The following is a 16486-nucleotide window of genomic DNA, read 5'->3' as shown; positions in this document are numbered from 1 at the left end:
GTCGTAGTACCCGTAGTGATGTGTCGATAGTTCGCGACCGGTTGCAACGATAAAGCCCGGCACGAACGCCTGACACTGAAATGGCGGCAATCGTCTGGCCACGTATCAGACGAGTCGCCCACTGGGCCGTCGCTGCTCGCATTCCGAGAGCCGGCGGCGTCGGCCCATTTTTACTGGCCTTAGCCAGTCCGTCTTCCGGGGTCGCTTTTTACTTCTCTCGAATCGCAAATCAAAACGCTGCTCCAGCCGCACGCGGTGCCTTGTTTCGTGCAGCGTCTCTTCAACTGTGTCACGCATTTTCGTCGCAACGCCCGCTGTGGCGGCACGCTCACAGGCAGCAGCATGGCTGCAGCGGCGAGCGATGTCAGGCATGGGACGTGCGCTGGACGAATGATTACGATCGCAAGGCGAAGCAACCATGATGGGCGAAATTGAACAGGACATGTATGGGCAGCCGAAATGCGCGAGCGCCGGGGGAAGACGTGCCGCAGCGGGCCGCAACACGAAAACTCCGCCTGCTGGCGAGAGCCCCTATACCGTGAAGAACCTCGACGGCGCCATTGCCCACCTCGAAGTCGCCATTGCCGTGGACGACAACATTGCCGTCTTCGGCCGGCGCTATTGGCTCGACCGCGTGCAGCAGATCGCACTGACGCCCGGCATCATGCAGAACCAGGCGCGCCGCCTCAAGCAGTTGCACGAACAACTGATGGGGAATCGATAACGCGCAGGACAGGGCCGCGCGCGACGCCGATCCCGCCATACAGACAGGCGAGCTTCACTCCACTTGTACGGGAAAGCCGCGATGCCTTGCAGACCATGCCGCGACGAACGTTGCCGTTAGCAGCAACAGCAGGATCGGAAAGAACGATCGCACACCCAGGTAGTCCAGCAATACCCCGCCCACGAGCCCGCCTCCCGCGATGGCCGTGTTCCAGGTGGTGACCAGCATGGCCTGCGCGACGTCGGCCGCCTCTCCCGCCGTCTTGGCGAGCGCGGTCTGAAACAGCGTCGCGGAACCGCCGAACGCAAGACCCCACGCCCCCACCGCCGCATAGACAAGCGCGTGCACGCTTCCCGCGACGCCCAGGGTCAGCGCGGCGATGGCGAACAGGACCGTGCTCGCGAGCGTCAACGCCCGCAGACGGCAGTCGATCAGCCTGCCGGTGATCGAGATGCCCAGCAGCGAAGTCACACCGAACATGAACAGCACGCGATCGGTCCAGTCGGCCATGCCGCTCGTGGCCAGAACGGGTGAGATATAGGTATAGAGCAGATTGTGCGCCAGCACGAAAGTCAGTACCACGAATAGAATGGAACGCACACCCGGCAAGGTGAACACGCAACGCAAGGTGAATCGCCTGCCCGCCGGCTGCCCCGGAAAATCCGGCACCGTCGCGCGCACCCAGACGAACAACAGGGCCGCCAGCACGCTCATGACGCAGAACGCCAAGCGCCAGCCTATCCAGTTGCCGAGGAACGTACCGGCCGGCACGCCCAGCGAGAGGGCCAGCGGTATGCCCGCCATCGCCACGGCGATGGCCCCGCCCTGGCGACGCTCCGGCACCATACGAGCCGCATAGCCCGCCAGCAGCGCCCAGATCAATCCCGCCGAGACGCCCGCAACGAGGCGTGCCGCCATCGTCAGCGCATAGCTGCCGGACAGCGTGGTTACGGCATTGGCCGCGACAAAACCGGAAATCGCGATGAGCAACAGCGGCCGGCGGCGCGCACGCTGCGTCATGAAGGTCAGCGGGATCGCGGCCACCAGCGACCCCATTGCGTAGATCGTGACCGTCTGACCGCTCAACGACTGCGAGACGTGCAGACTCTGCGCCATCTGCGGCAGCAGGCCCGCCGGCAGCGCTTCGGTCAGGATCGTGACGAATGCCGCCATGGCAAGCGGCAGCAATTTTGCGAGCGGCAGCCGCTCGTCGATATCCTGTGTCATTGTGTGGATTCCTGATCGTTATAGACAGCATCGCGCAGTTCGGTCACGAAGCGCCCGGACATGCCTTCGTACAGCGTATTGGTGAAGGTAACGACACTGAGCCGCTGCACCGGATCGACGAACCACGAATGGCCATACGCGCCGCCCCAGCGCCAGGTGTCGTTCGATTCGGGCGAGGCCGCCCGCACCCGGTCGCTTTCCCGGTCGGCCAGTCCGGCTGCCTGCTCGTGGATCACCTCGCCATTGTGCGCAACGAGCACGACGGCGCCAACGATACGCCGCTCCTGCAACGCTCGATGCACCGCCTCCTGAATACGCGTGGACATCATGGGTATTGTCATTAAAAGCCCCTCGTCTGAATGAACATGAACGTCAAGATAGAGGTGGCACGATCCGGGAAAAAGTGGGGTAAAGTTCCGCGTTGTGCGGAAACGAATGTCCGCAATGGAGGGAAACGGTGGACAGCCTCAATGGCTTTGTCGTGTTCGTGCAGGTGGCTCAAACGCGCAGCTTCGTGGCCGCGGGACGATTGCTGGGCGTTTCGGCATCCGCGGTCGGCAAGAGCGTTGCGCGCCTCGAAGACAAACTTGGCGTGCGGCTCTTCTATCGCAGCACGCGCAGCGTCACGCTCACGGCCGAAGGCACCCGCTTTCTCGAACGAAGCCGGCGCATCCTGGCCGAGATCGAAGCGGCCCAGACCGAGATTTCGGAGGCGACGGCCAGGCCACGTGGCCCGCTGCGCGTGAGCCTGCCGCTCGTGAGTTCGCTGCTGCTGCCGGTGCTGGGCGAATTCATGCGCGAGTATCCGGAGATCGAGCTCGATCTGGATTTCACCGACCGTGTGGTGGACGTGATCGAGGAAGGTTTCGATGCCGTGGTCAGAACCGGCGTGCCCACCGACTCGCGGCTCGCCGCCCGCAAGCTCGGCTCCTTCCGCTGGTGCGTGGTCGCCTCGCCCCAATACTTCGAGCGGCGCGGTACACCGCAGGTACCCGCCGATCTGCTCGACCATACCTGCCTGCACTACCGGGTTCCGAATACCGGCAAGCTCGAAACATGGGCGCTGCGCCGCGCTTCAGGGGAGCCGGAACTCACGCTGCCGGTCTCGATGATCTGCAACAACATCGATACGCGCGTGTGCTTCGCGCTGCAGGGAAGAGGCATTGCGTATCTGCCCGACTTCTCGATCAGGACGTTGCTGGAAGATGGGCAATTGCGTGTGGTGCTCTGCGATCACGTCGAGCGCGAGGGCGTCTTTCATGTGCTGTGGCCGGCCAGCAAGCATCCGTCGCCGAAAGTGCGGGTGCTCGTGGATTTTCTGGGCGAACACGTGTTTCCCGCGACGCAGGCGTGCGATCACCACGGCACGATGCGGCCCAGATAGTCCAGATAGTGCAAGCCCGATCGCCCTTCGTAAGTCTCGATCGTGCTCACCAGATTCGGAATGCTTTCTTCGATTCCCAGACGTGCCTCGGGACCGCCCATGTCGGTGCGAACCCATCCCGGCGCCATCAGCAGCAACGTTCTCGCATCGTCCCGGTGGCGGGCCGCAAAGCTGCGCATGAACATGTTGAGCGCGGCCTTGCTGCCGCGATACACCTCGTAGTTGCCATTCGTGTTGTTGGTCACGCTGCCCTGCCCCGACGACATCACGCCTATCGTTCCGGAGGACTGAACGATGTCCGAGAGCGCTTCGATCACGCGCATCGGACTCAAGGCGTTCGTCACCATGACACGCACGAACTCTTCGGTCGAGACATCGGCAATCGTTTCGCCGTCGTTGTTCTTGACACCGGCATTCACGAACAGCAAATCGACGCGACGGTTTTCAAGGCGGCCACGCAAAGCCGCAACCTGCCCGGGAACCGTGATATCGACCGTTTCCGTTTCGAGTGCACCGTGGGAAGACTGCGCGAGTCGCAGCAGTTTCTCCATCGAACCCGCCCTGCCGGTGGCGATCACGCGCCAGCCGCGCCTGAGGTATTCCTCGACCATGGCGAAGCCCAGTCCGCGCGACGCGCCGATCAGCAGCACGGTCTTTTGTTCAGAGGTGTCTTGCATGGGTCATGTCCTTTCAATGTTCAATGAAATGGATACCGGGGCCGAAATCCAGCATGGAAAATATATCGACCCACCCTCCACGGCGGAAGGCGCGCCAACCGCACTGATACCTTGCGTCCGACGCCATGCGTCAAGGTGGCCATGTTAGGATCGGGCATGTCCGAACCCGATTTGAATCTGCTGATTGCGCTCGACGTATTGCTCGCCGATGGCAGCGTGGTCGGCGCCGCACATCGACTGGGCCTGAGCACCTCGGCCATGAGCCGCACCCTGACCCGCTTGCGCGAAGTGACCGGCGACCCGTTGCTTGTTCGCGCGGGGCGCCACATGGTGCTGACGCCGCATGCAGAGGCCCTGCGCCAACGCACCCGCCATGCGGTCGACGAAGCGCGAGCCTTACTGCAACCTTCGGCAGCCGAGCCTGATTTTCCCGCCTTGCAGCGAACCTTCACGCTGCGCACCAACGAGGGTTTCGTCGAAGCCTTCGGCGCTGCGCTCATCGCCGCCGCAACGGCCATCGCGCCGCTCGTGCGCGTGCGTTTCGCACCCAAGACCGAAAAGACCGCCACGCATCTGCGCGACGGTTCGGCCGACCTCGAAATCGGTGTGCTGAGTGAAATGGGGCCGGAAATCCGCGTGCAGGCGCTATTCCGCGACCGTTTTCTCGGCGCGATCAGGAAAGGCCATCCGCTCGAGCAGGACGGCGAGATCACGGCCGAACGCTACGCTTCGTTCGGCCATGTGGTAGCGGCACGCCACGGCAACGGCAGCGGTCCCGTGGATGATGCATTGGCAACGCTGGGGCTGGAAAGAAGCATCGTCGCCGTGGTTCCGACCTTTCATACGGCGCTGGCCGTGGCCCGCGCTTCCGATCTGATTGCGCTCGTGCCCGCATCGTTTCTGGTCCATGCCCGCGAGGATCGGGAATCCGCGCTCTCCTCCGGCATTCGCACGTTCGAACTCCCCGTGGCGACCGAAAAAATTACCGTATCGCAGATGTGGCATCCACGCTTCGAGGCCGATCCCGTTCATCGCTGGCTCCGGCAACTCGTCCTGACCGTCTGCCGCCAAAGGGTGCCGCTGTGAGCGACTACGCGTACACGATCACGCTCACTGTCGCGGTCTTCGTGAGCGCGAGCATCGACGATTTCCTGTTTCTTGTCTGCCTGTTGACGGGAGCGAAGGCGCGGCCTTATGGCGTGATGCTGGCCAAGTTCGTGAATGCTTCCGTGGTCGTGGCGTTCGCCGCGGTGCTGGGCGCCGTACTGGCGAGCAGCGCGGCGAAGATCGGCAATGCGTTGCTCGTAGGCAGCCTGCCGCTTGCCCTGGGTCTCTACCGGCTCGTTCAGGCGAGGCTCAGCCCCAAGACCATCACCCCCGCGCCGCACGAGCAGGCGGCTGGCGAATCGTTCTGGCGCTGCTTTGTCGTTTTCGGCGCCGGCAGTCTCGACAACGCTGCCGCGTACACGTCGTTGTTCGCCGCCAGCGCCGCGTCCGTTGCGGCCACGAGCATGGCGACGATTCTTGCCCTGACTGTCGTGCTGTGCGGCGCGGCATGGCTCGTCGTCGCACAGCAGTGGCGCATCTTCCGGAATGCGTGGCGGCTGGACGGCTTCGTTCCGTATCTGCTGATCGGACTCGGCATTCGTTCGATCGCCGCCGCGCATTTGTAGGCTGCGTAGGCTGCGGGCCGGACGTGCTCCGGCCGCGCGCGGCGAACTACGCCGCTTTCGCCAGTTCCGCTTCGATGGCCGCCACGAGCGCCGGATCGTCCGCACCCACGTTCGGTGCGAAGCGCGCCACGACTTCGCCCTCGCGGTTCACGAGAAATTTCTCGAAGTTCCACAGCACGTCGGGTGCGGGATTGGGTGCGATGCCGTAGCCCTTGAGGCGCTCCCGGAACGGCCCGTCGCCCGTGGCCTGCGGCTGGGCATGCGTGAGCGCGTGATACAGCGGATGCTGGTCCTCGCCCACCACCGAGATCTTCGAGAAGAGCGGAAACTTCACGCCATAGTTAGCGGTGCAAAATTCCTCGATCTCGGCGTCCGACCCCGGCTCCTGGCCCTTGAAGTTGTTGGCCGGAAACGCCAGCACTTCGAACCCGCGCTCGCGCTTGTCTTCGTAGAGCGATTCGAGCCCTTCGTACTGCGGCGTCAGCCCGCACTTCGATGCCACGTTCACGACCAGCAACACCTTGCCCTCGAAACGCCGCAGCGTGGCAGGCGCGCCGTCGATTGCGTTCACCGGAATGTCGTAAATCGCCGTGCTCATGTTCGTCTCTCCTGTTGGATTCAAAGGGTGAAAACTGTCTTTGCTGCGCGCCCGGGTTCGTTATCACTCGCTCGCTTCGCGCACCATCAGCAACGCGGCGCTGTCGAGTATCGTGACCTGCCCATAGCGGATCTCGATCCATCCGCAGTCGGCAAACGCCCGCAGTTCCTTGTTGATGCTTTGCCGCGAGACGCCCAGCAGCGCGGCCAGGTCGTCCTGCGAGAGCTTGAGTCCGATCTCGACGCCCGCCTCGACGGGATTGCCGTAGCGATCGGCGAGGCTCAGCAGGCGCTCCGCCACGCGCGCGCGAAAATCCGCCAGGCGCGAAAACCGGAAGCGGTCGTTCAGTTCGCGGTTGCGCGAGCAGATCAGTTCGAAGAACCCGCGCATCAGCGCAGGTTGCCGCTCGAACAACTCTAACATGGCGGCGCGCGGGATGTGGAAGAGCTGTGTCGTGCCGTGCGCGTACATATCGCACAGCGATCCCTTCTGGTCGAGCGCCGGAATGATGTTGATGACCGTATCGGGCTGAATGTATTCGCCGATCACGCGCGCCCCCGAGGCGCTCACCCAGCCGGCTTCGAGCGCCCCCGCCAGCACGATATGAATCTCCTTGCATTCGGCCTGATACGGCAGCACCAGTTCGCCGTGCAGCCAGGTTTTCTCGTAGCCGGCATCGACGAGCGTGGCCGCCGCATCGGCCGACCAGTTGCTCAGGCACGGATGCTTCAGAAAAGCCTTGATGACGCGCTGACGCGTGAGCGGATCGAGCGCGCGGCGAAGCAGCGCGTCATGCGAAGGGTACGCGTACCCGGCACGACGTTCGGCGGCGAAAGTACGCGTCGGGGGCGTTGCGGTGGCAGACATGGCTCATGCTCCAGGGATCCAGGGTTCTCCGGAATTTGAGCATTCCATGCCCACTCGCCCAAACCTATTTTTTTTGCTATGCATATCACGAGGCCGCGCGAAACCCGGGTTCCGCGCGCCGGTTCATCCGTTCATCCCGCGTTCACGCGGGCCGGAATTCGAACGGCTGCACGCCGTTCTCTTCCACATAGGTCTCCCAGTGCTCGAGCAGCGCTTGCAGCCTCTCGGGTTCCGCCGGCGCCAGGTCCCGCGTTTCGCCGGGGTCGCGCGCGAGATCGTACAGCTGCCACACGCCGGAACCGACCGGCGCGGGAATGAACACGGCCTTCCAGTCGCCCTGGCGCACTGCGCGCCGGCCGAACAGCTCCCACCCCGTGACATGGCTCGCGTCGTGCACGGTTTCGGCGCGGCCCGAAAGATACGGAAGCAGCGAGCGCCCCTTCAAGGCGGCGATCTCCCTGCCGCGCCAGGCGGTTCCGGGATGCTCCACACCGGCCAGCTCCAGCAAGGTCGGCACGACGTCCATGACCGTGGCGAATGCCCCGCCGATGCTGCCGTTGCGTGCAAGGTGGGCGTAATGCGCCAGCGCCACCACGCGGATACCCCCTTCGGTCGTGAAGGCCTTGTAGAGCCGCGAAGGGGCCGTGGCAGCCTGAGCCCAGCGCGGCCCGTACCACACATACGAATTGCCCTGGCCGATATTGCCGAGACTGTTGTCGTAGTAGTCGCGAATGAAGCGTTGCAGGTCCGGGCCGAAGATCGGCAACGCTTCGAGCAGTGCCCCTTCCGCGCCATTGTCCGAGAGAAACAGCACAAAGGTGTTGTCGAATTCGCCCGTAGCCTTGAGGTGTTCGATCACGCGCCCGACGTTCCAGTCCAGCCGCTCGACCATCGCCGCGTACACCTCCATCGTGCGCGCCGAGAAGGCGCGCGCTTCGTCGCCCAGTGCATCCCATGACGGCGTGGGCGCTACCACCGGGTGCGCGGAGACGTCCGCGTCGAGCAGTCCCAGCTCCCGCTGGCGCGCGAGGCGCTGCGTGCGCAGTTCGTCCGGACCGGCGTCGTAGCGGCCCCGGTAGCGCTCGACGATCTCCGCCGGCGCCTGCAACGGCCAATGTGGCGCGGAGAACGGCAGGTAGGCGAAGAACGGACGGCCGTCGTCGGGACGCTCGTCCAGATACTGCAATAGTTTGTCCGTGAAGCTATCTGACGAGTAGAAGTCTTCGGGCAGTTGATCGACGAAGTGGTCGTCTTCCACGTACAGGGAGCGCGTCGAACGCAGGAGACGCGGCTGCTCGTCGTGCTCGCCCACGGGCTCGAATCCGTAGTGGTTCGCCGCACCCGGAAGCAGTGCGAACGATTTTTCGAAGCCGCGGGCCCACGGCGCGCGTTCGAGCGTCAGGCCCAGGTGCCACTTGCCCGCCATCGCAGTGAAGTAGCCGGCCTCGTGCAGCAGTTCCGGCAACGCCGCCACCCGCTCGTTCAGATACCCTTCGTAGCCCGGTTTGCCGGCCAGTTCGGGCGGCAACGTCTCCGCCATCGTGCCGATACCGGCCACATGGTGATCGGTGCCGCTCAGCAGCATGGCCCGCGTGGGCGAACACGCCGAGGCCGTGTGGAAATCGGTGAAGCGCACACCGGTATGGGCCAGGGCGTCGAGATGCGGTGTCGCAATCTCCCCGCCGAACGCGCCCAGATCCGAAAATCCCAGATCGTCCGCCACGATCACGAGGAAGTTGGGGCGCCTGGCCTGGCTTTTGGGCGGGCTTGCAGTCTTGTGTTGCGCAGCAGTCTGTTCCGACATTTCCTGTTTCTCTATTCCGTTGAAGGGGAGGATAAGACGTGAAGCATGGCCTCACTGCCGCGTGCGCCAGGACGTGGCCGCAGCTTCGAGCCGGGTGCCGAGCCAGGCGAAGAGCGCACCCAGCCCACCGATCAAGGCCGCCGCGCTCAGCAACCGGTCCATCCGGAACAGTTGCTGAGCATCGATCATGAAAGTGCCGAGCCCCACGCCGGAAGGCATCAGATATTCGGCGCCGATCGCGCCGAGCCACGCGTAGAGGAGCGCCAACCTCAATCCGGCGAACACGCCGGGCAGAATCGCGGGAACGACGAGCCAGCGCAGCCGCTGCCACGCATTCAACCGCAACGTGAGTGCGACTTCGTGCAGCGCGGGCGGTACCGCTTCGACGGCGCGGCTCGTTGCGAGCACAACGGGAAAGAACGCGGCCAGCGCTACGAAAATCACCTTGGCAAGATCGTCGATGCCGGCCCAAGCGGTCAGCACCGGAATCCACGCGAAGATCGCGACCTGGCGCAAGGCCGTGAGCGTGGGATTGAGCGCGCGGCCAATCCAGCGCACCGAGCCGAGCGCAAGGCCCAGGACGATCCCTGCCGCTGCCCCGCCGGCCAGACCCTCGCCCGCGCGCGCCAGCGTGTGCGCGAGCGGCACCGGCAGCGCGCCCATCCTCAAATCGTCGAGCGTGGAGGCCAGCACCGCGCCCGGCGCGGGCAGCAGGTTCGCATCGACCCAGTGCCGGTGCGCTACCACGCTCCACACCGCGAGAAGCAGCACGGGGAGCACCGCGCCGTTGAGGTAGCGCCGCCAGCCGCGCGAATGCGCGTGCCGCGCAGCACCAGGCGCTTCGTGCGGCCAGCGCACGATCCCGCTGTCGAGCAGTGCGACGCCCCGGTCGATGGCAAAGCCCGTCAAGCCGATCACCACGATGCAGACGAACACCACGTCGAGCTGGAACATCTGCCGGCCCCAGACCATGAGGTAGCCGATCCCCTCCGACGAAGCGAGCAGTTCCACGGCAATGAGCGTGAGCCACCCTTGCGCGAGCGCCTGACGCACGCCGGTCAGAAACGCCGGCAACGCCGCCGGCACGATGAGAAGACGCAAACGCTGCCACGCAGACAAACGCAGCACGCCCGCCACTTCACGCAAACGCTGGGACACGCCGCGCACGCCCACCTGAGTGTGGATTGCCACCGGCACGGCGACGGCCTTGAGGATGAGCACGATCTTCAGGGCCTCGCCGATACCGAGCACGAGCATCAGCAGCGGCAGCAACGCGAGCGGCGGTATCTGTGCAAACGCGTAGAACACGGGCGCGATGATCTCTTCGGCAATCGCACTCGTGCCCATCAGCGCGCCGAGCGCGGCGCCGCCCACCACGCCCGCGACAAAACCGATGGCGAGCCGCTCGAGACTGATGAGCAGATTCGATATCAATTGATCGTCGAACAACGCGTGCGCGGTCTGCCACACCAATTCAGGCGCCGGTAGAATCTGCGCGGACATCCAGCCGGCGTGCGAGGCCTTCCACCAGAGCAGAAACACGACTACCGGCACGATCCACGGCACTAGCGCCGACCATGAGAGCGCCCGCACGCGCACTTGACCCCTAAGCACTCCTCCTTGTTCGTCCACGCTCTCATCCGGAGCCTTGTCGTCGAGTACGGATGCTCCGGCCAGGTTTGCCATTTCGCCCTCTGCTTTTCGTGATCAATAAGTGAAGCGCAGCGTCGCGCCCACCACGCGCGGGTCGCCGGCCATCGCGGTATAGGTGTTCTGCACGCTCGCGAACGAAGCGAGGTAGTAGCGCTTGTTGAACACGTTGTGCGCCCAGATCGACAGGTCCCACTTGTGCTCGCCACTGTTCAGGCGCCAGCCGGTTGCGAGATTGAGAATGCCGTAGCCCGGCAGCTTGCCGTACTGCGAATCGTCGAGCGTGCCGAACTGGTTCGAGCGCAGCGACCACACGCCCGTGAGGTACTGGTCGATGTCGTGACCCAGGTAGAACTCGTATTGCGCGCTCAGGTTGGCGATCCAGCGCGGCGCACCCGATACCTGCTTGCCCGTGAGATTGCAGGTGGTGGCGCCGGTGGCCAGCGTGATTTCGGCGGCACACGGGCCGTCGGTGTACGAGCTGTACGTGGCATCCACATACGAAGCGTCGAAGCCCAACGTGAGTCCGCGCAGCGGCTTCGCCCGCAGATCGATTTCCGCGCCGCGCGAGCGCACGTCCGCGCCGTTCGCCAGCACCTGGGTCACGAGTCCGCTGGCCGGGACCGTGACGTAGGTCGTCGCCTGATAGCCGTTGATCTGCGTCCAGAACAGATTGGCGTTGAAGATCAGCCGGTGGTCGAACCAGTCGCTCTTGATGCCGAGCTCCGCGTCGTTCGCCCGCTCCGGGCCGAACAGCAGCGAATTCGCGCCCAGCGAAGGCGCGGAGCCCACGGCCATGTTGATGCCGCCGGACTTTTCGCCGTGCGAGAGCGTGGCGTAGGCGAGCACGTCGGACGTGAGCTTGTAGCTGAAATTGAGCATTGCCGACGGGCTCACGCCGTGCTGGCCGATCTGGCCGGACTGGTAGGGCCCCACCGCCGCGTTGCGCGCGGCCAGCAGCGCGCCCGTGAGCGGCGTGCCGCCAAACGGCGCATCGCGATTCACGTAGCCCGTCTTGTCCTCGTAGGTCCCGCGCAGGCCCGCCGTGAAGTCGGCACGCGAGGTGGCATGCCACGTGGCCTGGCCGAACAGCGCCGCGCTGTTGGTCTCGACCGAGGCCGGCGAGAGCGAGGTAACGCCGTCGAGAATCTTGCGATCCACGCCGAACTGGAACAGATCCGCGTCCGGGCCGAAATCGGTGAACGTGGTCGTGTTGGTCTGCTGGTAAAAATAGTACGCGCCCACCACCCAGTCGATCGGTCCGCCTGTGGGCGAAGCAAGACGCACCTCCTGCGAAATCTGGTGATCGTTGACGGCGACCCCGGCGTCGCTGAGGGCCGGCACCGGCAGCGAATCGCCGTCGTTCGTGGGGCTGAAATTCCAGAAGCGGGCCGCCGTGATGGAGGTCAGCGTGTAGCCGGCCGGCAGCTTGTAGTTCACCTCCGTCGAAACGCCGCCCTGGTGAACGTTCATGTGCGGCGTGGTATCGATATCCACCGCATAGCGCGACGGATCCGTGACGGGCGTGACACCGAAGAGCGCGGCGCGCGACAGGAACGTGCCGCCCGGCGGCAAGCCGTAGAGCAGCAGCGCGCCTGTATCGGCGTTTTCCGTGCTGTAATCGGCAATGAAGCGCACGCTCAGATCATTGTTCGGTTTCCATAGCAATTGTCCGCGCACCCCATAATTCGAGGTGCCGTTCAACTGGCTTCCGTTGTACAGGTTGGTGATGTCACCGTCGCTGTGCGTATGTTCGAGATCCAGCGTGCCCGCAAGCGTATCGGAGAGCGGGCCGGAGAGATGCGCCTTGGTCTGCGCGTAACCGTCCTGGCCCACCGACTGTTCGAGGTAGCCTTCGGTCTTGAACTGCGGAGGGCGTGTGGAAATATTGAGCACGCCCGCAGTGCTGTTCTTGCCGAACAGCGTGCCCTGCGGTCCGCGCAACAGATCGACCTGCTGGATGTCGAGCAGATCGAACACGGCCATGCCGGGGCGGCCGAGATACACGTTGTCGAGATAGACGCCGACGCTCGGCTCCAGATTGTCGCTGGCCGGATTGTTGCCGATACCGCGAATCGAAACGCTCGACTGGCGTGGATTGATGAACGCCACATTCAGGCTCGGCAAGGTCTGCTGCAGGTCCTGGATGCGGTAGAGCCGCTGGCGCTCCAGATCCTGTCCGCTCACGGTGGAAATGGGCGCCGGCACTTTCTGGGCGCTTTCGGAGCGGCGGCGTGCGGTCACCGTGAAGTCCTTCAGGCGCATCGAACCGTCACTCTTGACGCCGGCACTCGTGGCCGGATTGTCGTGCGCCCCGGTGTCTGCCTGCGTGTTCGACGTCGCTGCCGCGCCCGAGACGGCAACCGCTGCCGTGCTCCCCGAACCGGCGGTGTTTTCCTGCGCCCACGCAGGGGTCATGGAGAACACCGCCGCGGCGATCGCTGTCAGGCGGTAGAACGTGTGCTGTTCCATCATGTTGTTGTCGTTGTGTTTTTCAGTTCGTCTTTTCGGGCTGCCCAAACGCGCGGTAGGCTTGCCAGCGGCCCGCGAGCTTCGTGGTCTGCAACGCCTTGTCGAGCCAGGATGGGTCGACCCACTGATCGACGTCGAAGGTCTGGCGGATCATGCCGAGTTGTTTTGCCGTATCGACGTCGCGCTTGAACGCATTGACGAAATACGGATCGAGCAGCGGCGAGAAGAACGTGGCGGGATCGCTGTCGCCAATCTCGTTGCGCCAGACCGAAGCCGGAATCGCGGCGCGGTCCTGTTCGAGTTGCAGGTACGCGTCCAGATTCTTGCGGTCTGATAGCCAGTTCGAAGCCTCCAGCAGCGTTTCGACCACGCGCCCGGTCCAGTCGGGATGGGCGCGCAGGAAGGCGTTCGACGCGACGAGCCCCGCTTTGAACGTGCCTACGCCCTCGCGGCCGCGCGTGCTGACCGGGATATCGACGAGGCCCTTGTCCTTGAGAATGTAGAGCGAAGACGCACCCCAGACGGCGTCGATGCGGTGCGCGGCAATCGCTGCCGCGGCACTGTTCATGTCCAGGTTGACCACGCGGAAGTCGCGCTCGGTGAGGCCCTCTGTGCGCAGCACGCTATCGAACGACAGTTGCAGCGCGGTGCCCCGAAAGAGCGCGACCTGCTTGCCCTTGAGGTCCTTGAGATCCTTGATGCCCTGCCCCGGCGCAACCGCGAGATAGCCGTTGACGTCGCGTGCCAGCCCGGCGATCAGGCGCGTATCGAGCCCGTTCGCACGGCCGATGATGCCGGCGAGGTCGCCGAGAAACGCGAGATCGACCTGGTGGTTCGCCAGCGCTTCGTTGACGGCGGGGCCCGCGCCCTTGAAAAAGGTCCACTGGATCTGCACACCGTCCTTCTGGAATGCCTTCTCCAGCGCGTGGTTGGCATAGAGGACATCGACGACACCGCCGCCGGCAGGCTTCGGCCCCGCGCTGATATCGGGCACGGCGATCCGTATGACGTTCTGTGCGCGGGCACTGGCGGGCGCGAGAGCCATAACGGCGCACGCCATGAAAAAAAAGACGGACAGGTTGGCAAAAAGTCGGCGTCCCACTGAATCCCCCAGCACAATGCGCTTCATATGACTTCGTTCGTGCCCGGCGACTTCGGCGCCGGGCACGCCTCGCTTGCTTGTTTGCTCGACAGTTGCTTGCGGTGGCTTACGCGGCGGCGGCAAGTTTCGTGTTCTTCACCGCACTACGCGTCGTGCTCTTGCGCCCGTCCACGCTCACCGGCACGTCGCCCGCCAGCGTGACCCGACGCACGATGCGGCGTGCGTCGCCATAGTCGTTCACGGCGTAATGCTGGGTCGCGCGGTTGTCCCAGATCGCGACGTCGCCCGCCTGCCAGCGCCAGCGCACGATGTTCTCGAGACGTGTGATATAGCCCTGGAACACCTCGAACAGATGGCTCGAGACCGACGACGAGAGACCGACGAAGTTCTTGAAGAAGTGGCCGAGCACGAGCGTCTTCTCGCCGCTTTCCGGGTGCACGCGCACGAGCGGATGCTCGGTTTCGTAGCGCGTGGAAACGAACACCTCCTTGTAACGCTCGAACGCGGCCTGCGCGTCCTTGCTGCGATACTCGCGACCGGTCGCCGCATAGTCGAAGTCGTTGCTGTGCACCGCCCAGAGCTGCTCGGCCAGCGTCTTCAGTTCCTGCGGCAGGTCTTCATAGGCGCTCGCCGTATTGGCCCATACGGTGTCGCCGCCCACCTCCGGGTTAGTCACGCCGCGCAGGATCGAGGCCTTCGGATAGGCATCCACGAACGTCACGTCGGTATGCCAGGAATTCGCGCGGCCGCCGTGCAGCGAATCGAGTTCCAGCAAATATTCGGTGCCTTCCCGAACCGGCACGGTGGGATGCGCAATCGGATCGCCCAGCAGCTTCGCGAACGACTCTTGCTGCTGGTCCGTCAAATGCGTCTGGTCGCGAAAGAAGATCACCTTGTGCTTGAGGAGTGCGGCCTGGATAGCCTGAACGACCGCCGGCTGCAGATCGCCCGAAAGACGCACGCCGCGAATTTCCGCACCGACGCGCCCAGTAATGGGATGAACGGACAGTTCACCCGCTTCGACGACTTTAATATTCGACATGATGAGATCCTTGGTAATTAATCTGGAATACTTATTGTCTACGGTGGATAACGAGGTGAAAGCGATTCTGGAGTCAACCATGTTAGGGAATCCGCGCGGAAATATCTGTCTGTGGTTTGACACTCGATCGCCGACTTTTCTTCTATGCGAATTCCCTGAACGGGGAAGCACCGGGCACTACTGCAGCGTTGCTGCTCTCGCCGCCCCGGCTTTTCCCGAGGAGCCCATGCAGCCGTTCGCGTTCGCGCTGGAAGGCCGCCTCGCCCCGCACGCGCGGATGGGGCAGATCGACATCGACGATCTCGCGGATGCGCCCGGGCCTCGGCGACATAACGACAATGCGGTCCGCGAGACAGATTGCTTCTTCCACGTCGTGCGTGACGAGCAGCATGGTGAGATCCGCCGCCTCGCGCACGCGCAGCAACTGGTCGTGCATCTGCGAACGCGTGAGCGCGTCGAGCGCGCTGAACGGTTCGTCGAGCAGCAGGAAGCCGGGATGCGCGACAATCGCGCGCGCAAGCGCCACGCGCTGGGCCATGCCGCCTGAGAGCTGGTGCGGCAACGCGCGCTCGAAACCCGTCAGGCCCACGAGAGCGATGTGCTCCTGCACGCGGCGCGCAGCCTCGCGACGGTCCAGCCGGAAACGCGCAAGCCCGAGCGCAACGTTCTTCTCGACACTCAGCCACGGGAACAGCCGCGGGTCCTGGAAGACGATCCCGGCTTCGTCGTTGCCGATTCTGGGTGCGACGCCTTCTACGAGGATCTGCCCGTCGTACGTTTTGTCGAGCCCGATCAGAAGACGCAGCAATGTCGATTTCCCGCAGCCGCTCTCGCCCAGAATGGCGATGAACTCATGTCGGCGCACGTCGAGATTGAAGTCCGAAAGGATCGGCAAATCCTGGCCGCTCACGCGATACCGCTTGCTCACTGCCTGCAGTCGCACGAAGTGACTATCGCTTGCATTACCTGAATGCTGCTCGCTGGAAAGGCGGACCATGGGGACCTGATGTCTTGGGACGATGGCGCCGCGAGAGACCTACCCCGGTTGCGGCGAAGAACTTCGATTATCGGGAGGCGCCGCTGTGCTGTCTGTCAAACGGTGGTCAAATTACCCCCTGACCTGTGTCTATCGATATAACCGGCGCATGCAGTGTTACCCGACGATCGAACAGGCCAGCCCCCCCATCTCATTCGACGTTTCAGTGCACCCCGAAACGTTCTCAACCGTGTCACGCCCATACTGCGGCAGGTTCCTGCCTGAAAACC

General features: G+C 64.1%; 14 protein-coding genes and 1 pseudogene. 4 read left to right on the top strand and 11 right to left on the bottom strand.

Annotated features, from left to right (window positions below):
• Nucleotides 1-418 precede the first annotated feature (418 nt).
• Nucleotides 419-724: a hypothetical protein gene (locus U5760_RS28185; RefSeq protein WP_322015592.1), complete on the top strand. Its 306-nt coding sequence runs from the start codon at nt 419-421 to the stop codon at nt 722-724.
• 54 nt (nt 725-778) lie between these two features.
• On the opposite strand, the gene U5760_RS28180 is transcribed toward U5760_RS28185, so the two are convergent.
• On the bottom strand, nt 779-1951 hold the full coding sequence (locus tag U5760_RS28180; RefSeq protein WP_322015591.1) for an MFS transporter: 1173 nt from the start codon (nt 1949-1951) through the stop codon (nt 779-781).
• Nucleotides 1948-2145: pseudogene (locus tag U5760_RS28175) on the bottom strand (serine hydrolase); the annotation flags it as partial. The pseudogene U5760_RS28175 and the gene U5760_RS28180, both read right to left, overlap by 4 nt.
• Before the next feature lie 263 nt (nt 2146-2408).
• Here U5760_RS28175 and U5760_RS28170 point away from each other — a divergent pair.
• Nucleotides 2409-3335, top strand: coding sequence for a LysR family transcriptional regulator (locus U5760_RS28170; RefSeq protein ID WP_322015590.1), 927 nt, complete (start codon nt 2409-2411; stop codon nt 3333-3335).
• Here U5760_RS28170 and U5760_RS28165 read toward each other — a convergent pair.
• Entirely contained in the window at nt 3308-4012 is a 705-nt protein-coding gene (locus U5760_RS28165; protein WP_322015589.1) for an SDR family NAD(P)-dependent oxidoreductase, read from the bottom strand. The genes U5760_RS28170 and U5760_RS28165 overlap by 28 nt on opposite strands.
• A gap of 156 nt (nt 4013-4168) precedes the next feature.
• Here U5760_RS28165 and U5760_RS28160 point away from each other — a divergent pair, with 156 nt between their 5' ends.
• Both U5760_RS28160 and U5760_RS28155 read left to right on the top strand, forming a co-directional pair.
• Nucleotides 4169-5098 carry a LysR family transcriptional regulator gene (locus U5760_RS28160; RefSeq protein ID WP_322015588.1) on the top strand — a complete coding sequence of 310 codons (930 nt, stop codon included), beginning with the start codon at nt 4169-4171 and terminating at the stop codon, nt 5096-5098.
• Nucleotides 5095-5685, top strand: coding sequence for a hypothetical protein (locus U5760_RS28155; protein WP_322015587.1), 591 nt, complete (start codon nt 5095-5097; stop codon nt 5683-5685). Before U5760_RS28160 ends, U5760_RS28155 begins: the two co-directional genes overlap by 4 nt.
• Nucleotides 5686-5731: 46 nt before the next feature.
• Here the strand turns inward: U5760_RS28155 and U5760_RS28150 are convergent, their stop codons facing one another.
• The 8 genes from U5760_RS28150 to U5760_RS28115 form a co-directional block, all read right to left on the bottom strand.
• Nucleotides 5732-6283: a glutathione peroxidase gene (locus tag U5760_RS28150; protein ID WP_322015586.1), complete on the bottom strand. Its 552-nt coding sequence runs from the start codon at nt 6281-6283 to the stop codon at nt 5732-5734.
• 63 nt (nt 6284-6346) lie between these two features.
• Nucleotides 6347-7150 carry a Crp/Fnr family transcriptional regulator gene (locus U5760_RS28145; RefSeq protein WP_322015585.1) on the bottom strand — a complete coding sequence of 268 codons (804 nt, stop codon included), beginning with the start codon at nt 7148-7150 and terminating at the stop codon, nt 6347-6349.
• Between the two features lie 142 nt (nt 7151-7292).
• The gene (locus tag U5760_RS28140; RefSeq protein ID WP_322015584.1) at nt 7293-8954 is read right to left on the bottom strand and encodes an arylsulfatase; all 1662 of its coding nucleotides are present in this window, start codon (nt 8952-8954) and stop codon (nt 7293-7295) included.
• A 51-nt stretch (nt 8955-9005) separates the two neighbouring features.
• The gene (locus U5760_RS28135) at nt 9006-10640 is read right to left on the bottom strand and encodes an ABC transporter permease (RefSeq protein ID WP_322015583.1); all 1635 of its coding nucleotides are present in this window, start codon (nt 10638-10640) and stop codon (nt 9006-9008) included.
• Nucleotides 10641-10661: 21 nt separating this feature from the next.
• Nucleotides 10662-13079, bottom strand: coding sequence for a TonB-dependent receptor (locus tag U5760_RS28130; protein WP_322015582.1), 2418 nt, complete (start codon nt 13077-13079; stop codon nt 10662-10664).
• Between the two features lie 19 nt (nt 13080-13098).
• Nucleotides 13099-14121: an ABC transporter substrate-binding protein gene (locus U5760_RS28125; RefSeq protein WP_322015581.1), complete on the bottom strand. Its 1023-nt coding sequence runs from the start codon at nt 14119-14121 to the stop codon at nt 13099-13101.
• A gap of 163 nt (nt 14122-14284) precedes the next feature.
• On the bottom strand, nt 14285-15220 hold the full coding sequence (locus tag U5760_RS28120) for a TauD/TfdA family dioxygenase (RefSeq protein WP_322015580.1): 936 nt from the start codon (nt 15218-15220) through the stop codon (nt 14285-14287).
• A gap of 142 nt (nt 15221-15362) precedes the next feature.
• Nucleotides 15363-16163 carry an ABC transporter ATP-binding protein gene (locus tag U5760_RS28115; protein ID WP_322015579.1) on the bottom strand — a complete coding sequence of 267 codons (801 nt, stop codon included), beginning with the start codon at nt 16161-16163 and terminating at the stop codon, nt 15363-15365.
• Nucleotides 16164-16486 lie beyond the last annotated feature (323 nt).

It is taken from the genome of Paraburkholderia sp. J12 (assembly GCF_905220215.1).
GTDB lineage: Bacteria > Pseudomonadota > Gammaproteobacteria > Burkholderiales > Burkholderiaceae > Paraburkholderia.
Note: the sequence above shows the minus strand (reverse complement) of the source record. Positions and strands in the feature narration are given on the sequence as shown.